General features: G+C 69.2%; 13 protein-coding genes and 3 pseudogenes. 7 read left to right on the top strand and 9 right to left on the bottom strand.

The features are described 5' to 3' along the window. Positions 1–11: 11 nt before the first annotated feature. Positions 12–215, bottom strand: coding sequence for a hypothetical protein (locus tag ABD879_RS04250; RefSeq protein ID WP_345017604.1), 204 nt, complete (start codon positions 213–215; stop codon positions 12–14). Positions 216–336: 121 nt separating this feature from the next. Then, on the bottom strand, positions 337–795 hold the full coding sequence (locus ABD879_RS04245; RefSeq protein WP_345017602.1) for a DUF6458 family protein: 459 nt from the start codon (positions 793–795) through the stop codon (positions 337–339). Positions 796–966: 171 nt separating this feature from the next. Between ABD879_RS04245 and rsmG the strand changes: the two genes are divergently transcribed. The 4 genes from rsmG (at position 967) to ABD879_RS04225 (ending at position 4,287) form a co-directional block, all read left to right on the top strand. Continuing rightward, positions 967–1,611, top strand: a complete 645-nt coding sequence (gene rsmG, locus ABD879_RS04240; protein ID WP_345017600.1) for a 16S rRNA (guanine(527)-N(7))-methyltransferase RsmG — start codon at positions 967–969, stop codon at positions 1,609–1,611. Positions 1,612–1,949: 338 nt separating this feature from the next. Continuing rightward, complete coding sequence (locus ABD879_RS04235; RefSeq protein ID WP_345017651.1) at positions 1,950–2,765, top strand: ParA family protein; 816 nt, start codon at positions 1,950–1,952, stop codon at positions 2,763–2,765. Further along, positions 2,762–3,682: a ParB/RepB/Spo0J family partition protein gene (locus ABD879_RS04230; protein ID WP_345017598.1), complete on the top strand. Its 921-nt coding sequence runs from the start codon at positions 2,762–2,764 to the stop codon at positions 3,680–3,682. Before ABD879_RS04235 ends, ABD879_RS04230 begins: the two co-directional genes overlap by 4 nt. A gap of 356 nt (positions 3,683–4,038) precedes the next feature. Next, positions 4,039–4,287: a hypothetical protein gene (locus ABD879_RS04225; protein WP_345017596.1), complete on the top strand. Its 249-nt coding sequence runs from the start codon at positions 4,039–4,041 to the stop codon at positions 4,285–4,287. Positions 4,288–5,683: 1,396 nt separating this feature from the next. On the opposite strand, the gene ABD879_RS04220 is transcribed toward ABD879_RS04225, so the two are convergent. The 5 genes and pseudogenes from ABD879_RS04220 to ABD879_RS04195 all read right to left on the bottom strand — a co-directional run bounded on the left by ABD879_RS04220 (position 5,684) and on the right by ABD879_RS04195 (position 11,710). Further along, a protein-coding gene (locus ABD879_RS04220; protein ID WP_425549616.1) for an IS5 family transposase occupies positions 5,684–6,567 on the bottom strand; the annotation gives its coding sequence in 2 pieces (ribosomal slippage) (positions 5,684–6,184 and positions 6,187–6,567; 882 coding nt in all). A 48-nt stretch (positions 6,568–6,615) separates the two neighbouring features. After that, positions 6,616–7,547, bottom strand: a pseudogene (locus tag ABD879_RS04215) (IS481 family transposase). A 591-nt stretch (positions 7,548–8,138) separates the two neighbouring features. Then, positions 8,139–8,501: a YybH family protein gene (locus ABD879_RS04210; RefSeq protein ID WP_345017594.1), complete on the bottom strand. Its 363-nt coding sequence runs from the start codon at positions 8,499–8,501 to the stop codon at positions 8,139–8,141. Positions 8,502–9,461: 960 nt separating this feature from the next. After that, positions 9,462–10,403, bottom strand: coding sequence for a D-alanine--D-alanine ligase family protein (locus ABD879_RS04200; protein ID WP_345017592.1), 942 nt, complete (start codon positions 10,401–10,403; stop codon positions 9,462–9,464). A gap of 71 nt (positions 10,404–10,474) precedes the next feature. Further along, positions 10,475–11,710, bottom strand: coding sequence for an aminotransferase-like domain-containing protein (locus ABD879_RS04195; RefSeq protein ID WP_345017649.1), 1,236 nt, complete (start codon positions 11,708–11,710; stop codon positions 10,475–10,477). A 564-nt stretch (positions 11,711–12,274) separates the two neighbouring features. Between ABD879_RS04195 and ABD879_RS04190 the strand changes: the two genes are divergently transcribed. From ABD879_RS04190 to ABD879_RS04180, 3 genes and pseudogenes are all read left to right on the top strand, one after another. Beyond that, positions 12,275–12,892 (top strand): GNAT family N-acetyltransferase, encoded by a 618-nt coding sequence (locus ABD879_RS04190; RefSeq protein WP_345017590.1) that lies wholly within the window; start codon positions 12,275–12,277, stop codon positions 12,890–12,892. A gap of 1,333 nt (positions 12,893–14,225) precedes the next feature. Then, positions 14,226–14,434: pseudogene (locus ABD879_RS04185) on the top strand (IS21 family transposase); the annotation flags it as partial. 1,482 nt (positions 14,435–15,916) lie between these two features. After that, positions 15,917–16,215: pseudogene (locus ABD879_RS04180) on the top strand (helix-turn-helix domain-containing protein); the annotation flags it as partial. A 611-nt stretch (positions 16,216–16,826) separates the two neighbouring features. On the opposite strand, the gene trxA reads toward ABD879_RS04180, so the two are convergent. Beyond that, on the bottom strand, positions 16,827–17,141 hold the full coding sequence (gene trxA / locus ABD879_RS04175) for a thioredoxin (protein WP_345017588.1): 315 nt from the start codon (positions 17,139–17,141) through the stop codon (positions 16,827–16,829). Between the two features lie 43 nt (positions 17,142–17,184). Continuing rightward, positions 17,185–18,162: a thioredoxin-disulfide reductase gene (trxB, locus tag ABD879_RS04170; RefSeq protein ID WP_345017586.1), complete on the bottom strand. Its 978-nt coding sequence runs from the start codon at positions 18,160–18,162 to the stop codon at positions 17,185–17,187. Between the last annotated feature and the right edge of the window lie 207 nt (positions 18,163–18,369).

Genomic DNA, 18,369 nt, shown 5'->3' with positions numbered 1-18,369 from the left:
GCCGCTCCTCCTCATCTTCGGCCGCCGCGGCCGAAAGCCTCGTCAGCGATCACCCGATCGGGCCGGCAGCGCGAGCGGCCCGGACCGGTCGGCAGCACCACGATCGCCGACAGAACCGAAGGGAAGGCGGTGCAGTCGTTGACGGTGCTGCCCATGGGCGCGACCGTAAAAGTCAGTCTGCGCTCGTCCACCACCAGGTGGACCTCGGTCGTCAAGCCGCCCCATGGCTGCCCGAGCTCGGACGACCTCTCCCGACGGTGACACGGCACCGCCGGGTGGCGTCACCGCCAATGGGGGACGGCCTCCGCGGGTGGGGGAGTCCTTGCATTAGGCAGGTCAGCTGCGGTCGCGCCGTGCTCGGCGGCCTGGTTCGGACGGAACACGACCGGGTTCGGAGGTGAGACGGGGGCTGTTCTGAACCGCCGGGTCCTGGGCGTACTGGGGATCCTGGGCCATGGCCGGGTCCTGCGCACTGTGTCCCCGGGGCGTCGTGGACGTCGGGGGGACGGGGCGTTCGACGGGCGGTTCGGTCGGCCGTTCGGTGATGCGTTCCTCTTGGACCGCCGGATCCGCCTCGCCGGGGCGTTCCACGTACAGCGGGTCGGTCCCGGTGGTGACCGGGGCGGCGCTGCGCCGCGGACGGGTGTACCTGACCGTGAAGAACAGGCTGACCAGCCCGACCAGGATCAAGATCCAGCCGACCATCCGGATGTCCACGCCGCTGAGATCGACGCGGAGCGCGAACGCCAGGATCGCACCGGCGGCGATGAAGGCGAGGCTGACTCCGATTCCCATGCCTCGGTGCCTCCTTCCGTGATGGGCACTGGCCTCCCCTTTACCCGCGTGACGCCGAATATGCCGGAAAACCCTGCGGCCAGGGGCTTCCGGGCACGCCGCGGAGTTATCCACAGGCTCGTTTCATGTGTGCGACGCCGGGGCCCATGTGGAACGATTCGTACGGTGGGGATGGCACGAGAAGTCTTCGGCGAGTCACTGCCCGTCGCGGAACGATATGCGGAGTTTCTTGCCGACGCGGGCGTGGTGCGCGGCCTGATCGGTCCGCGCGAGGTCGATCGACTGTGGGAACGCCACCTGATCAACTGCGCCGTGGTGGCGGAGGTGATCCCGCAGGGCGCACAGGTCGTGGACATCGGTTCGGGCGCCGGACTGCCCGGTGTGGTGTTGGCGATCGTCCGACCGGATCTGCAGGTCACGCTGCTTGAGCCGCTGCTGCGCCGGACGACCTTCCTCAACGAGTGCGTGGACATGCTGGAACTGCGCAACGTCCAGGTTCGCCGGGCCCGGGCAGAGGAGGTCACCCGCGAGTTCGCCGTGGACGTCGCCACCGCGCGCGCGGTCGCCCCACTGGAACGTCTGGTCACCTGGGCGTTGCCGTTGCTGCGGCCCGGGGGTGAGTTGCTCGCGCTCAAGGGCGAGCGCGCCGCGGCCGAGTTGGAGGAGGCGCGTCCGGTCCTGAAGCGCTTCGGTGTGCGCACCAGCGAACTGCTTCAAGTCGGGCGCGGTATGGTCGATCCGCCGACAACGCTTGTCCGTGTGGTCGCCGAACGCGTGCCCCGCCGCGCTAAAGGGTCGAGGAAGAGGTCTTCATGAGCACGGGACCAGGACTGGGCTGGCCGGACCACGCCAATGAATCCCCCGACGATCGAACGACCGGCCCGGGCTGGCCCGAGGAAGGCGGGGCACCCGAGGGCGCGACGCAGGGAAACGGGGCGTCGGTGAGCGGGAAAACAGTGAAGAGCGGCCCTCAGACGGGGGCGAAACCGCCGTCCGGGCATGCGATGTGGGGCAGTACGACGTCCGGGACGGCGGAGAGCGTCGGCTATGTGCCGACCGGCGGTGGCGCCGTGGGAGCATCTCAAGGGGAGTCGGAGCCCGTGCGCGAGGCGCTCAAGGACGCCAAGGTTTCACGTGAAACAACGTCGAAGACGATGTCGGGCCGCCGGGAGAAGGAGTGGCCCCGACCACCTGAGTGCCGGATCATCACGATCGCCAACCAGAAGGGCGGCGTGGGCAAGACCACGACCTCGGTCAATCTCGCCGCCTCGCTGGCGATGCACGGGGCCCGCGTGCTCGTCGTCGACCTCGACCCCCAGGGCAACGCGTCGACCGCGCTGGGCGTGGAGCACCGCGCCGACGTCCCGTCGATCTACAACGTGCTGATCGAGGACATGCCCCTGGCCGACATCGTGGTGCCGGCCCCGGACATCCCCGGCCTGTTCTGCGCTCCGGCGAACCTGAACCTCGCCGGAGCCGAGATCGAGCTGGTCTCCAAGGTGGCGAGGGAGTCGCGGCTGCGTCGGGCGCTGGACTCCTACGACACGGAGCAGTTCGACTACGTTCTGATCGACTGTCCGCCCTCCCTGGGGCTGCTCACCGTGAACGCACTCGTCGGCGGGAACGAGCTGCTGATCCCGATCCAGTGCGAGTACTACGCACTGGAGGGGCTTGGTCAGCTGATCCGCACCGTCGACCTGGTCAAGGCCCACCTCAACCCGGTACTGAAGGTTTCCACCATCCTGCTGACCATGTACGACGCCCGCACCCGCCTGGCCGCCCAGGTGGCCGAGGACGTGCGCAACCACTTCGGCGACATCGTCCTCAACACCGTGATCCCCCGCAGCGTTCGGGTCTCCGAGGCCCCCAGCTACGGACAGTCCGTCATCACCTACGACCCCGGATCCAGCGGTGCGCTGGCCTACAGCGAAGCCGCCTCCGAGATGGCCCATCGGGGAGCCGCCAAGTGAGCCAGCAGCGTCGAGGACTGGGCCGAGGGCTGGGCGCCCTGCTTCCCACGGGCACTGACGACTCCGCGGGTGCCAACGGCACGGTACCCGGCTCGAACATGCAGCCGGTGGCCGGAGCCCACTTCGCCGAGCTGCCTCTTGACTCGATCCGGCCCAATCCACGCCAGCCCCGTCAGCACTTCGACGATGAGGCGCTCGACGAGCTGGCAACGTCGATCAGCATCGTGGGCCTGCTCCAGCCCATCGTGGTCCGCAGGATCGACTCGCCGGACCACGACTACGAACTGGTCATGGGCGAACGCCGCTGGCAGGCGTCCAGGAGGGCGGGCGTGGACACCATCCCCGCCATCGTCCGGGACACCAGCGACGATGACATGCTCCGCGACGCCCTGATGGAGAACCTGCACCGCCAGCAGCTCAACCCGCTGGAGGAAGCGGCCGCCTACAAGCAGCTGCTGGAGGACTTCGGGGCCACCCATGAGGAGCTCGCGGCGCGGATCGGCCGTTCCCGGCCGCACATCACCAACACGCTCCGACTGCTGAACCTGCCGCCGGGCGTCCAGCGCCGCGTTGCCGCAGGGGTACTGTCCGCCGGCCACGCCCGCGCGCTGCTCCGCCTCGACAGCGTCGAGGCCCAGGAGCACCTCGCACAGCGCATCGTGGCCGAGGGACTCTCCGTCCACGCCGTGGACGAGATCATCACCGCACGGGAGGCCGATGAACCTCCCAAACCACGCCAGGGCCGCCGCAAGCAGCCCGCGGACCCCGCGCTCAGGGAGATCGCCGACCGCCTCTCCGAGCGCTACGAGACCCGAGTCCGTGTCGACATGGGCCGCACCAAGGGAAAGATCGTCGTTGAGTTCGCCACCAGGGAAGACCTGGAGCGCATCCTCAAGGCGATGGCCCCCGACGACTGACACCACACCCTTCTGCCGACCGCCCCGCCCGGATCCCTTCGCGGAAGCCACCGACGCCCCGGCCCACCCGCCGGGGCGTCGTTTCTCTCGCAGTTCGGCAATCAGGCTCAACCCGAGCCGAACGGAGCCCCGAACCAACGTCCTCAAGGGGAGACACGCCGGGTCAGTAAGCCCGCACAAAGACTCCCCGATCTGGCTCTCACGAACTCCAACCCCCGGCCTCACACCCGGAGACGTCAACGACTGCACAGCCTTCCCCACGTCCTGACGGCGATCACGGTGCCGCGGGCCAGCACGGGTCGTCCGCAATACAGGGCCTGATCGGATGATCGCCGACAAGGACCTACAGCTCGAAGATGATTCGCCGGTCACTGCGGGCCCAGGTATCGCCGCCACCGTTTCCGAACACCGACCGGCAGGCCGGGCAGGCCCGCCGCGGCTCACACGACGGGCACCCGCCGGTCTTCGACCCACCTGTCCACCGGCGCCGCAACGTGGCCGAACGCCGCATCAACCGGCTCAAGCAATGGCGCAGCATCGCCCCCCGGTTCGACGAACTCGCCCGCAACAGGGCAGCGATCGTCCTGGTCACCGCGGTGCGGTGATCACGGCCTGACGGTGCGCCCTCGGTATGGCTGGTGGCGCTATCGCGTCGCCGCCCGCGCCGGTTGGTGACGTTTCGCCGTCGGCGAGGCGGTCGCATCGAGGACAGGGGAGCGGCCACCATCTCGACCCGCTCGCACCGACGGCACCACGGAGCCGCACAGACGGCGGACGACCCGGCTCCAAGTGGCCTAGGTGTGCTGTTCGGAGACGTTGGTGACACGCGCGCTGGGTGCTTGAACGGCTGAGGGCCTTTGGGTTCGGTGTGGATTGCGACATTCACGCCCGACCTCAGGAGGCGCTCGTGTCCCACCGTAACGCCTCTTTGACCCCGACCGGCCGGTGCGCGCAGAGAGGGGACCCGGGCGAGGTGCGATCGGGCAGAGTGACCTGCAAAGCGGACAGGCGATCTGCTGCACGCGCGGTGGCCCGACGACCAAGGTGCATCTGCTGGTCGATGGGGGAGCCTGCCGCTGGGAGTGCTGGTCACTGCTGGCAACGTCAACGACTCGACCGCGTTCGAGTAGGTGATGGCCCATTTGCGAGGGTGCGCCCAGGCGGCAGGCGTCCACGCACCCGCCCGGATGCGCTGCCCGGGGCAAGGGCTACTCCGTCCGCCGCATCCATGCCTGGCTGCGCCGTCGCCGCGTCACCGCGGTCCCGCGACCAGCGCGCCAGCCGGGCCCGCATGGGCGGCTGCGAAGGCCGCCCACCGGCCTTCGACGCCGAGCCCCTGCAAGCGCCGCAACAGAACGCCGCCCGCTTGGCGACCGGGTGCATCGCGTCGAGCGCGGTTGGCCGGGCCCGTGGCGCGGCCGCCGCCAAAGGGCCGTCCGCATCGCCGTTGAGGCCCGCGGCCCGGCCGGTCGAACGCCGCTTCACCGGCTCCAGCAGTTCCGCGCCATCGCCACCCGCTACCGCTGCGGCGTACTGTTGGCCAGCCTCATCCTCTGGCTCCGCCACCACGAATTGTCGGATACGACCTAACGGCAGGTTCTCGTCATGCCCGTATCGGCGGAAGCGGCGCCACTCGGTGTCCTGCTGCCGAGGTTTCACGTGAAACATGCGAGCGCGGCGCCGCCGGAGCCACGTCCGCTGGCATCTCGTCACCTCCGAGCACCCGGCCAGCAGACCATGTCCAGCGGGTGGTGCTGCCTGCCTCCCATCCGGCTGCCGAGCGGTGGTTGGCGTCGACATAGGAGTCGGAGAGTGTCGGCCGCCATTCTTTTGCGGCCGCCTCCGGGTGCAGTTGACGACGGCCGCCGCCGGTGTTCGGCCCATCCAGGGCGGTGGCACACCGCCGTTTGACCATCGACCGCACAGATTCGGGTAGCTCGCCGACCTGCTCGGCCGATCAACCCAGCGGACCCACGCTGTTGTCCACGGCGTTGTGTTCTTTTAGGGCGTGTTTTGTGGATCGTGGTTGAGCCAGAGCATGAGGCCGGTGATGGTGATGGCGGCGCGGTAGTGCGTGGCGGGCTTGTCGTAGCGGGTGGCGATGCCGCGGAAGCGTTTGAGCCGGTTGAAGCAGCGTTCGATCACGTTGCGGCGCCGGTGGCGGTCGCGGTCGAAGCCGCAGCGGCGGTGCCCGCGCCGGGCCCGGGCGGCCAGCTGATCGGCGCGTTCGGGGATGGTGTGCGGGATGCGCCGCCGCCTCGGATAGGCGCGGATGATGCCGGTGGAATAACCCTTGTCGGCGATCAGGTGCCCGGGCCGCACTCGCGGGCGTCCGGGACCGGTGCGCCCGATCCGGATGGCCTCGACCACGTCGATCAGGCGGGCGCGGTCGTTGACGTTGCCGGCGGTCACCACGAATGCCGGCGGCAGGCCGCGCCCGTCGCAGGCCAGGTGGATCTTGCCGGCCGGCCCGCCGCGGGACCGCCCGAGCGCCTGCCCGCCCTCCTGCCATGCCGGTTTCGTCCCCGGCCGCTCCCCTTTTTGCGGGCACCGGCGGCGTACTGGTGGGCCCGCACGATGGTGGAGTCCACGCACACCGCCGACCGGTCCACCACGCCGATCGCGTCGTCGTGGACCTGGACGTGTGCCGGCAGCCGGTCCCAGGTCCCGTCCGCGCTCCAGCGGCGGAACCGCTGGTAGAGGGTCTGCCAGGGGCCGTAACGTTCGGGGACGTCCCGCCGGTCGGCGCCAGTGCGGATCTTCCACAAGATCTGGTTGATCACCTGCCTGTGATCCCGCCGGCGGCCGCCGGGGCCGGTGTTGACCGGCAGCAGCGGCTCGATCCTGGCCCAGGCGGCATCGGTCGGCTCGTGTCGGCGAACCATGGCCGTCATCAAGCCACAAACACAAGATCCAGATCCGCAAAACAGGCCCTAGGTGTGCTGTTCGGACAGGTTGGTGACACGGTCGGCTGGGGTTCGGCCCGCGATGCCGGTGTGGGGTCGGTGGCGGTTGTACCAGTCGAGCCGGTCAGCTGAAGGCGGCCTGCCGCTCGGCCTCTGAGGTGTAGGGCCGGTGGTAGGCCCACTCCTCCAGCAACGTGTAATGGAAGCGTTCGACCTTGCCGTTGGTCTGGGGCCGCCTGGGCCGGGGCGAGCGGGGCCGGATGCCCAACCGGGCGCAGGTGGCGCGCAAGGTCGCCTTGGGTGTAGGCCCAGGCGTTGTCGGTCAGAACGCGCCGGATGGTGATGCCGCGGGCGGCGAACCACTGCGTGGCGCGGACCGGGAACGCGGCGCAGGTGGCCGCGGTCTCATCGGCCAGGATCTCGGTGTAGGCCGGGCGGGAGTGGTCGTCCAACGCGGTGTGCAGGTAGAGACAGCCGCCTCCATCGCGGTGCCGGTTGGCGCGGCCCGCGGCACGCCCCAACACCTTGTGCCCGCCGCCGTCCGGGGGGTGCGGCCGAGTTTCTTGACGTCGATATTGACCAGGTCGCCGGGGCGCTGGTGCTCGCAAGCGGCGGACGGGTTCGCCGGTGGCCCGGTCGCATGCCGCCGGCGGCGGCAGTCCGTGGCGGGCCAGGATGCGGTGCGCGGTGGACGGTGCGATGCCGGTGCGGGCGGGGCGGGCGGACCGGGCCGATGCGGTGCGCCCGGCGCAGGGCGGGCATCTGCGCCTCGATGTGCGGCGGGGTCCGGTGGGGGGCTGCGATGCGGGCAGCGGTCGGGTGCGGTCGTGCATGCCGGCGGCGCCCAGCTGCCGGTAGCGGGCGGCCCACTTTGCGGCAGTGGTGTGGCTGACGTTGAAGCGTTCGGCGGCCCGGCGCAGCGGCCGGCCCTCCTCGACGACACACCGGGCCGGGCGCAGGCGTCCGGTCGGGTGTCAACGGGGGCCGTTGTGGTGGGACACGAGGGCCTCCTGGGCGTCGGTGGTAGATGTCGCAATCCACACCGAAACCAGAAGGCCCTCTTGCCGTTCAAGAACCGCCTGGGGCGTGTCGCCTGTCACCAACGTCCCCGGACAGCACACCTAGGTCGTGTTTTGAAGTCGGTTGAGCCATTCGTTGGTGGTGGCGATCTTAAGGGGCAGCCTGGTGGCGGACGGGGGCGCGGCGTGGCGGGTGGTCGCGGCCCGGTGTCGGCTGGGGCGAAGGCAGGTGGACGGACCACCCATGCCGCTGCCGGGCCTGGTCGCTCGGAATCAGGGGCGCTCGGGGTGGTTGACGTCGTAATTCATGGCATGGCGGGCCTCGCAGTCGTGGCGACGATGCCACGGTGGCGCTCACCTCACTTCGAAGCTCGCCCTAAGAATGAACGGGCCTCTCCGACGATGAGTGAGAGAGTTATGCGATGGCCGTCTCAGGTCACGGCGGCAGGCACTTAGCCTGCGCGAGCTTGTAGAGCCTTGTGGATGCGACCAGGCCACCCCGCATGGCCTGCATCTAAGAATGCATGTGAGCTATCCGAGGAGGCTGGGCTGGTCGATCACCCACAGCCAGGTGCCATCTGGCTGGCGGCGGGCCACTTCGACGGTTACCCCGCCATCGGCCAAACGCACCGAGGTCAGTGCCAGGTCGCCATTGAAGAGGGTGGGCAGTTGCCGCCCAGGCGTGAAGGTCGGCTTGTCTGCGACAAGCCGCTCATATGCCTTGCGGATCTCACTGCTGCCGGCAGCGACCTGGCCGTTGGGCAGCGCCAGGACCGCATCCGGTTCATACAACGCCACCAGTCCCTCGACGTCTCCTGCGTTCAGCCGCTCCACGACGAACCGGCTCAAGTCCTCCGGTTGTTTGGCGCGCTCACGTTCCTGGCCACTACTCATCGCTTCGGTCTCCTCCCGATCGGATGATGGCGTTCCGATCGCCAGAATCGTGCCAGGGGGCACTGACAGAGCGGTGCGGCAGACAGCCGAGGGACTGTCCGCTTCCGGGGTCTTGGCGGTGGGATGACAAGCGGGGCCGGCCTGTCCCACCGCCCCGGGGGAGTCGTTCGTGTTTCGCCGTGACGCCCCCTTTGTCTCCAGCTGGATGCCTGCGTCTGGCCGGTGTGTTGTAGAGGGCGGCTGGCCGCTGCGCCGGGCTGTCGGATGCTTCGGCGCCGGCCAGACCACCGCCGCATGATGGGCCACCCGCTATCGGCAGCTGAGTGGCGTCGGCATGCACGACCGCTCCGGCCTCGCGCATCGCAGCCCCCGACACCTCGCAACCAGGCGCAGGTGCTCGCCCTGCGCCGGGCGCACCGTCTCGGCCCGATCTGCTGGGCCGCCCGCACTGGAATCGGCGTCTTCCATCGCGTCCTTACCCGCCCCGGGGTGGACGGGGTGGCTGATCAGCGCACGGTGCCGAGCGGGATCTTGTGGAAGCCGACCGTCGGTGACTCGCGGTGCGATCTGCCCGAGCGGCACGGCAACTGGAAGACCGGGTATGAGCGGTACCGGCGGTGGGCTGTGGCGGCACCTCAACCGCACCCTGAACCGTGGGCGTGAGGGATGACCGCTCCGCCGCTTCGGTGGGAGCAGGTCTACTGGATCGGCCCAGCGTCCTGTGCCGCCGGTCCGTCAGGAGTCATCGCGCAGATCGAGGGATTGCGCCGTGAGCGCGTGTGGTCCTCCCGCCGCATCGCCCTGGTTCCGGACGGTGTTCTGCGAACGGGCGCCTTGACGGTTGTGAGGCTGCGATGGCGTCCCGGTCGCAGGCCGACTCTATGGTGCGCATTCCTTAGGTGGTCAAGGTGCCGACTGCATGGGGCTTCAGGGCGGGAAGCCGTGCGGGGCGACGATGTTTCACGTGAAACGTTGGGTGAGGAGGTCGCGGCAGACTTGGGAAAGGTCCAGGCCCGCGGCGGCGATGGCGCGGGGGAGAAGGCTGGTCTCGGTCATTCCGGGAGCGACGTTGACTTCCAGGAAGTGGACTTCTCCCGAAGAGTCCACGATCAGATCGGTGCGGGACAGGTCGCGCAGTCCGAGGGCGCGGTGAGCGGTGACCGCGGCGGCGGTGACTCGTTCGGTGGCCTCGGGGGAGAGGCGGGCGGGAGTGACGAACTCGGTGTCGCCTGCGTCGTAGCGCGCGGTGTAGTCGTAGCGTCCGTCGGCTGCGACGATCTCAACGGCGGGGAGTGGGTGCGGCTCGCCGCCGCGTTCGATCACGCTGACCGCCACCTCCGTGCCCTCGATGTATCGCTCGACCAGAGCCGTGTCACCGTAGGCGAAGCAGCCCACCATGGCGGCAGGGAGTTCATCGGCGTTGCGGACGACAGAGGCGCCGAGGGCTGAGCCGCCGCGGGTGGGCTTGACCATGAGCGGCAGCCCCATGCGGTCCACGATTCGGTCGAGTACCGAGGCGGCGCCCAGGTCGTGAAAGATCTCCTTCGGCAACGCCACGGACGCCGGAGTGGACAGACCGGCCCGGGCGACGACCGCCTTGGCGGTGGGCTTGTCCCAGGCGACCCGGCAGGCATCCGGGCGTGCGCCCACGTACGGGACGCCGAGGAGTTCCAGGACATCCCGGATCGAGCCGTCCTCTCCGGCCGCCCCGTGCAGGACGGGGAACACCACGTCCGGGGGATCGGTGGCCAGCGCGTCCAGGAGTGTCGCGTCGGTGTCGCGGAGTTCGACAGGGATGTCGAGGGCGCGCAGCGCGTCCGCGACGCGCCGCCCGGAACGCAACGAGACCTCCCGCTCATACGACAGCCCGCCGGCGAGGACGACCACGTGTCCGAGTTCCACACCACTGCCTTTCGCGTTGCACGGAAAACGCCGGCCCCAGCAGGGGAGCCGGCGTTCCCGACGAAGTTCCGTCAGACCAGACCGGGGCCCGGGGTGTCGACGCCGCCGGACGCCGCGTCAGGGGTCACGCCTCCGAAAGTGTCTCGCAGGCGAATCTCCTCCTCCAACACCCCTGCGAGCCGGCGGACGCCCTCACGGATGCGGTGTGGTTCGGGGTAGCAGTACGACAGTCTCATGTGGCGTCGTCCGTCCCCGTTGGAGTAGAAGCCGGTGCCGGGCACGTACGCGACGCGTTCGGCGATGGCGCGGGGAGCCATCGCCTTGGTGTCCAGACCCTCCGGCACGGTGAGCCAGACGAAGAAGCCGCCCGACGGCCGAGTCCAGGTGCAGCCCTTCGGCATCAGGGTGTCGAGTGCGTCCAGCATCGCGTCGCGGCGCTCCCGGTACATCACCCGGAAGTCCTTGATCTGCTCGCGCCACGGCTGGGTGGTCAGGTACTCCCGCACGGCGAGCTGCGAGAGATTGGAGTGGCAGAGGATGGCGGACTCGGCGGCCAGCACCAGCTTGGCCCGCACCGCGTGGGGCGCCAGGGCCCAGCCCACGCGCAGCCCGGACGCGATCGTCTTTGAGAACGAGCCGAGGTAGATGACGCGTTCGGCGTCGTCCGCGCGCAGCGCCCGCATCGGCTCGCCATCGAAGCCCAACAGACCGTACGGGTTGTCCTCGATGACGAGCACGTCGTATTCGGCGCAGATCTCCAGGATCTGCGCACGCCGCGCGCGGGTGAGCGTCACCCCTGCGGGGTTCTGGAAGGTGGGCACCGTGTAGAGGAACTTCACCCGGCGTCCCTCACGGCGCAGACGCCCCAGGGCCTCGCGCAGGGCGGAGGGGATCAGCCCGCCCTCATCGAGGGGAACATGGACGACATCGGCCTGGTAGGCGGCGAACGTGCCCAAGGCACCGACGTAGGAGGGGGCCTCGGCCAGCACCACGTCACCGGGATCCACGAAGATCTTCGTGATGAGGTCGAGGGCCTGCTGGGCGCCCATCGTCACGACCACGTCGTCGGGATTGGCGCGGATGCCCTCCAGCTGCATCACCTCGCAGATCAGCTCGCGGAGGACCGGGTCACCCTGCGCCGAGGAGTACTGCAGGACCTGCGCGCCGTTGCGGGCCACCAGGTCGCCGATCATCTCGCCGATCCTGTCCAGCGGCAGAGCGGACACATACGGCATTCCGCCGGCGAGAGAGACCACCTCGGGACGGTCGGCCACCGCGAACAGAGCCCGGATCTCCGAAGGCACCATGCCGGCGGCACGGGCGGCGTAGCGGTCGATGTAGGCGTCTGTCCGCGAGTGCTGTTCCACGAGGCACCTCCAAGGGTGATCGGATAACCCAGAAACCTACGGCATGGCCTTGGGTGAACGTGGCGGAACCCCCGAGCGGGCGCCGCCCGGAGTGGAGGGTCCGGGCAGCGCCGTTGCTGCCCGGATGGTCCTCTCCCCGTGTGGCCGAAGCCGAGACCCCGTGGTCATGGGCCCTCGGTCCCTTCCAGCGGCGACGGGACGGATGGTCCGGGGCGCCGATAGGAGGACATCGTGTACCCGTCCGAAACCCGGAACACAGCCCCCTCGACGAATGATCGAGGCATCTTTGCCCAGCGTTGCCCCGCATACCAAAGGCCGACCGCCGACCGCGACGGGAAGAAGCCCGCTGTTCGATACGATGCCTCAGGGTCCCGGAACGTTGCCGGGAATTTCCGCGAAGTGGCGCTCCGCACAGCAAGCCCCGCAGCGAGCATGCTCGTTCACCGGTTCCGACCGCGCCACAGAGACGGACCGGCCGAACGAGCTTCAGGGGGTGCCGATCCGGTGTCGCGTCGTCTCGTCAACATCACGTTGGACAATCTCGACGACCTCCCGCGTCGCTGCCGCCGCTGTGTTTTCTGGGAGCTCGACCCGGTCAGCCGGGACCGCGCAATGGACGCGGGGGACCCGGGGCTGGAAAAGGAGGCGTGGATTTCCTCCACGCTGCTGGAGTGGGGCAGCTGCGGGAAGATCGTGTATGTGGACGACGTGCCGGCGGGCTTCGTCATGTACGCGCCGCCGCTGTACGTGCCGCGTTCCGTCGCCTTCCCCACCAGCCCGGTGAGCGCCGACGCCGTGCTGCTGATGACCGCCCACATCCTGCCGGAGTTCGCCGGTGGGGGACTGGGCCGGATGCTCGTCCAGGGCGTCGCCAAGGACCTCACGCGGCGTGCGGTCAAGGCCATCGAGGCTTTCGGGGACCTTAAGGGGGAAGAAGGCGCCTGCATGGTGCCCGCCGACTATCTCCTTTCCGTCGGCTTCAAGACCGTCCGGCCGCATCACCGCTATCCGAGGCTGCGCCTGGAGCTCAAGTCGGCTCTGTCATGGCGTGAAGACGTCGAGGTGGCCCTGGAAAGGCTTCTCGGCTCCATGACGCCGGAAGGCGCACTTCGGCCCGTCTGAGCGCCTCTGAGAGGCTCGTCGTACTCCTGGCCGGCCCGGCGGCGTGTGCGGGCGGGGCCGGGGCCGGCGTAGGGAACCCGCGGCTGGTCCATCGCCCGCTTGGAGACGACTGGGTGGTTGGTCCCCCCGAGGGACCGGGCGCTCTCGGTGGCGGGCGCCTTCTATCGGCTGGGTGAGTGCGCCGTGGCGGCTGAGGTGCTGCGCGTGCGGCTGGGCGTCTGCCGGTGTGCTGGTCGGTCTGTACGGTCGCCCGGCCTGGGGCTCGGTGTGCGCCAGCGGCGTGCAGGTGTGCGTGGGGGAGGAGTCCGTCTTGGCGGTCTGCTCCATGTTTCCGGTTGCGGTGTCGGCAGCCTGCCGGTGCCCGCGCGTCCGGACCAAGGGGCCGTCCTCATCCCGGCCATGCGAACCGCTCGCGGCGCTCCTGCCCCGTGCCGACTGTCCCGCCACGCGCATTCGGCTGTAACCGCCATGAGGTCTTGTTGATCACCTACTGGCGATTCCTGCTGCCACTCCGCCTCGGGGCCGGGGCACCGGCTCGACCCGCTGCCGAGCCGTATCGGCTGACTCACCGTGTCGTATCGCACCGGCTTAGTCAGCAAGAGCCACCGTACGGTGGCCTCAGACAGACACGCCACGGTGGATCCTGGTGTTGCGCCGTGGTTGAGGTGGGGGCGGCAGTCAGGGCGTCCGCCGCCTGCTGCGGGGCCGTGGGCATCGTTGCTGTCCTGTGTGCGTGCCGGTCGGCGGGCCAGGCGGGGCTGCTGCGGAGCAGGGGGGCTGGTTGCCCGCCCACCTTCGATGCTGCTGCTTTGCTGACGCCGCAGCGTGGCCGAGGCCGCATCAACCGACTCAAGTGACAGCGTGGTGTTGCCACCCGCCGTGCCAAGCTCGCCTGTCACCACCGGGCCGCGATCACCCTCGGCACCGAACTGCTGCTGCGCATCCATCACCGTGATCCACCGGACACGCCCTACTGGTAGGCCATGTGGATCTTACGCATTCAGCTGTGGCTGATCTTGAGTGCGAGCAGGGCCGTTCGCCGTCCGCTGTGGCCTCGTGGCATCGACGCCGCCATCGGCGGCCGATTAGGGCGTGTCGTCAATATGTCATGGCCACATCGGCAGGGCGGGCGACGCAACGGCGAATCGGAAGGACTTGGCGGTCCTGCAGTGGCGCGGGTGGCGGTGCCGTGCCACCGCCCGATGTGGTCGAAGCAGCGCTCGACGGCGTCGGCCGGCGATGGATGCGCCTGTCGAAGAGCGGCCACACGGTCCACGTCGACCGACCGGCCACAGCCACTTTGACGACACTGCCCAGGTTGGGGCAGCGGCCCGCGAAGAACACCGTCAATCGGGCGTTGGCGGCCGATGAGCCGCCCATGTACGGGCGGGCGTGTAAGGGGTCGATCGTGGACGCGGTGGAGCCGCGATCAGGGCGCTGCTGGAGGAGTTCCCGGACATGCCCGCGACGGTGATCGCCGAGCGTATCGGCTGGGAGCGGTCGATGGCGGTGCTCAAGGATCGGGTGCGGCTGCTGCGGCCGCGGTAGTCCACATGGCGGTGGACGGGGGCGGCCGACCACTGGCGCAGTCCCCGCCGACATGTGGGCGGTGTGGCGATTGCGGTCAGTCGAGGACGCCGGGCCCTCCTCAGCCTCTCGACACCCTCGCGGTAGTCAGCTTCTCTTCCTCGTCGTGTCAGTATCGGCACCTGCCTCCCCGGCCCCTGACGATCTGACGGATGTGGACCTCGCTCTCCGCCTGCGACGCGGACTGAAAGGTAACGGCGGTCAGGTCGCCCAGCATGACCGAGCCCCGGACACACGCACGCGGCAACTAAAAAGGATCAGGGGACGCCGGTGCGGTGTCGCCGGTCAGCCGTGGCTCTGGTGCAGTGGCGTGGGTCCGTGCGACAAGTAACCCGACCGTTTCGGCGACGATGCCTCCTACCGCTGTCGCGGTTGGCTTGGCGTCGAAGCCGGGGGCGCTGCCAGGTGCGGGTGCGCACGATCATCCGGTGCTCATGCAGGAGTCGCCTCGGCGGCCCTTGCTTGATCCTTTGGGACGTTCGGCAAGTTCCGTTCGGGCACGCAACGGGTGGCAGGGAGAGCTGGTGCGCTGCTGGGCTGCGGGACGAACTGGCTCTACCGGAGAAGATCTACGAAAATTACCGTCGCATGGCTCGCCCTCAGGCGCGTCCAGAGTTGTTTCACATGAAACCTTGGCCACGTCTGTCGGTGCGGTGGTCATGGAGGTCGGCATCGCACGCGACTGCTCGGCCCCCAGGGAGGGCAGCCGCACGTCAGTCTTGTGGATGACTTGGCGCCGCGCGTCCCGGCGAGGCGCCTTACTCTTCGGTACGTATCTTGGACGCGCGCTGAGCACCGCGTCCGAGGGCGCGACCGTCTAGCTGGACGCGGACCTGTGCGAGCTCGACGAGATCATGTCGCATCCGCGCCACCCTGGACCTGACGTGGCGGGTAGCGCTGATACTCGTTGCGAGCCTGTACTTCCCACCTGACGACGAGGGGTCCGATGGCATTCGCGCCTAGGCTGTGTTTCGAAGTGCGGCGGGCGTCGCCGTGGTGTCGCCGCCATGATCCCGGCTGCGGGAGACCAGGCCCGGCGGCAGCAGCGATACCGTCGGGTACGGCCGTGGCTGCCCCGAGCGCCACCGGGCCGTGAACACCCGCCACGTCAGGCTCGCTGGCCGCTACCTGGCTCTTCTCTGGCTCCACCTACTTTGAAACACGGCCTAGCTGACTGGATACTGGCCGTGGGTGTTGGTGACGGCGCCGGACCTTGAGGATCGCGAGATCGGGCGACCGGGGTCTGCCCGACCGGTGTGGCGATCGCTAAGGCGGCGTGGTGCCCGCGCCAGCCACGCCGCTGGAAGAAGGCGCATGAGCGCTACCGAGGTTGGCCGCCGAGCACCTTCGAGGCGGCCTTTGCCGACGTCGCGTGAAAACTGAACTGACCCCCAGGCGTCGGGCGGACTCTGACCCCCTCTGCTGTCACTGTGGAGGGTGATCAAGGTGGAGGACTGGGCGGAGGTCCGCCGGTTGCATCGGGCCGAGGGGATGCCGATCAAGGCGATCGCTCGGCGGATGGGGATCTCGAAGAACACCGTCAATCGGGCGTTGGCGGCCGATGAGCCGCCCAAGTACGGGCGGGCGTGTAAGGGGTCGATCGTGGACGCGGTGGAGCCGCGATCAGGGCGCTGCTGGAGGAGTTCCCGGACATGCCCGCGACGGTGATCGCCGAGCGTATCGGCTGGGAGCGGTCGATGGCGGTGCTCAAGGATCGGGTGCGGCTGCTGCGGCCGCGGTAGTCCACATGGCGGTGGACGGGGCGGCCAACCGTCGATGGTCGTGCTCACGCCCGCCGCCGTCCCACCCATGTCTTGGCGGAGGGCGCCGCGTTGCGGACCGGTGCGGGGCGCTCTCAGCATCGGCCTGATCCGTGATCGTTTCGCCGGTCACCGCGGGGACGCAGGACCGCTGCGATCATCCAGCAGGCCAGAAGGGGCGCCGCGGCCCACAAAGCGGGCATCCGTCGGTGTTCGACCCGGCCGTCTACATCGCCGCAGGGCGAGCGCTGTTCCCTCAACTGGTACAAGCACGCCGCGGGATCGCCACCAGGTCTGACAAGCTCGCCTGCAATCGCCGCGCGGTGATCGTCCTGGTCGCAGTCCTGTTCTGGATCGGTGCAGGATCCCGGACAGCCCCTGGGAGGGGGAAGGATCGCCTTGTTGTCTGGTCGGGGTGGGATCTGAGGGGCACCGCGCTCGATGGAGGCCGTACCGGGGCGCGGGCACCGGCGTCGGCATGGCGATGGGAGTCAGCCGTGCGGCCGTGCTGATGGCGACGGGCCCCGTCCCGGAGTGTCGGCCAGGACAGGGCCCGTCGTCGTGCGCTCGCCGCGGGAAGGCGAGGGTCAGATGAAGTCGGCGAGTTCGCGCAGGAGTATGGACTTCGGCTTGGCCCCGGTGATCTGGCGGGCGACCTTGCCGTCCTTGAACACGAACAAGGCCGGGATGCTGACGATGCCGTACCGCTGCGGCACGCCGGGGTTCTTGTCGATGTCCATCTTGACGATCTCAAGCTTGTCGCCGTGCTCGGCCGAGATCTCCTCCAGGACGGGGGCCACCATCCGGCACGGTGCGCACCATTCCGCCCAGAAGTCGACCAGGACGGGCTTGTCGCTCTTGAGGACCTCGGTGTCGAAGTCCGCGTCGGTCACGGCTTTCATGGTGTCTCCTTAGTGTTCGTCAGGCGGCGGCCGCCTCGCCGGCTCAACCCTGACGGGTGAGCTCGGCCGGATCCTGCGGCACGGTCTCGGCCTGTCCGTGCTCCTGCAGCCAGCGTTCGGCGTCGATGGCGGCGGCGCACCCGGTGCCGGCGGCGGTGATGGCCTGACGGTAGACGTGGTCGACCACGTCTCCGGCGGCGAACACGCCAGGGATCTTGGTCTTGGTGGTCGGGGACTGCACGATCAGGTAGCCGTCGGCGTCGGTGTCCAGCTGCCCGGCGAACAGCTCGCTGCGCGGATCGTGCCCGATCGCGATGAACAGCCCTGTCACGTCCAGCGTGGACTCCTCGCCCGTCCGGGTGTTGCGCACGCGCACGCCGGTCAGGCGGTCGTCGCCCAGGATCTCCACGACCTGGCTGTCCCACATGAAGCGGATCTTGTCGTTGGCGAACGCCCGATCCTGCATGATCTTGCTGGCGCGCAGCTGGTCGCGGCGATGGATCACGGTGACCGACCGGGCGAAGCGGGTCAGGAAGATGGCCTCCTCCATGGCCGTGTCGCCGCCGCCGACCACCGCGATGTCCTGGTCGCGGAAGAAGAACCCGTCGCAGGTGGCGCACCAGGACACGCCCCGCCCCGACAGCCGCTCCTCGCCCTCGAGGCCGAGCTTGCGGTACCCGGAACCGGTCGCGATGATCACGGCCTTGGCGCGGTAGACCTCGTCACCCACCTTGACGATCTTGGGGTCGGCGGTCAGGTCCACCTCGGTGACGTCGTCGGTCACCAGTTCGGCGCCGAATCGCTCGGCCTGCTTGCGGAGGTTGTCCATGAGGTCCGGGCCCAGGATCCCGTCGGGGAAGCCGGGGAAGTTCTCCACCTCGGTGGTGTTCATCAGCGCACCGCCGGCGGACACCGAACCCTCGAACACCAGCGGCTTCAGATCGCCGCGGGCGGCGTAGATCGCGGCCGTGTACCCCGCCGGGCCCGACCCGATGATGATGACGTTACGCACGTCGCTCACTGTTCTGCGCCTCTCCTCTGCTCGCCTCAGGTGCAGGGCGATGCCGTGACCGCCACGGTGTTGTACGCGCCCTCCGCAACATCATGCCCCTTGTGCGGATCCGTACCTTTCGGTGCTCGACGCTCAGAGCGCGTGCCCCGGCCTGCCAGTCGCGTCAACCGATCCTAGGGCTCCGGGATTCCCGGACAGGGGAGCGCGGCCCTCAGC

Source organism: Actinomadura keratinilytica (assembly GCF_039539665.1).
In the GTDB taxonomy this organism is placed as follows: Bacteria; Actinomycetota; Actinomycetes; order Streptosporangiales; family Streptosporangiaceae; genus Spirillospora; species Spirillospora keratinilytica.
The sequence above is the reverse complement of the archived record's forward strand: the minus strand, read 5'-3'. Positions and strand labels throughout refer to the sequence as shown.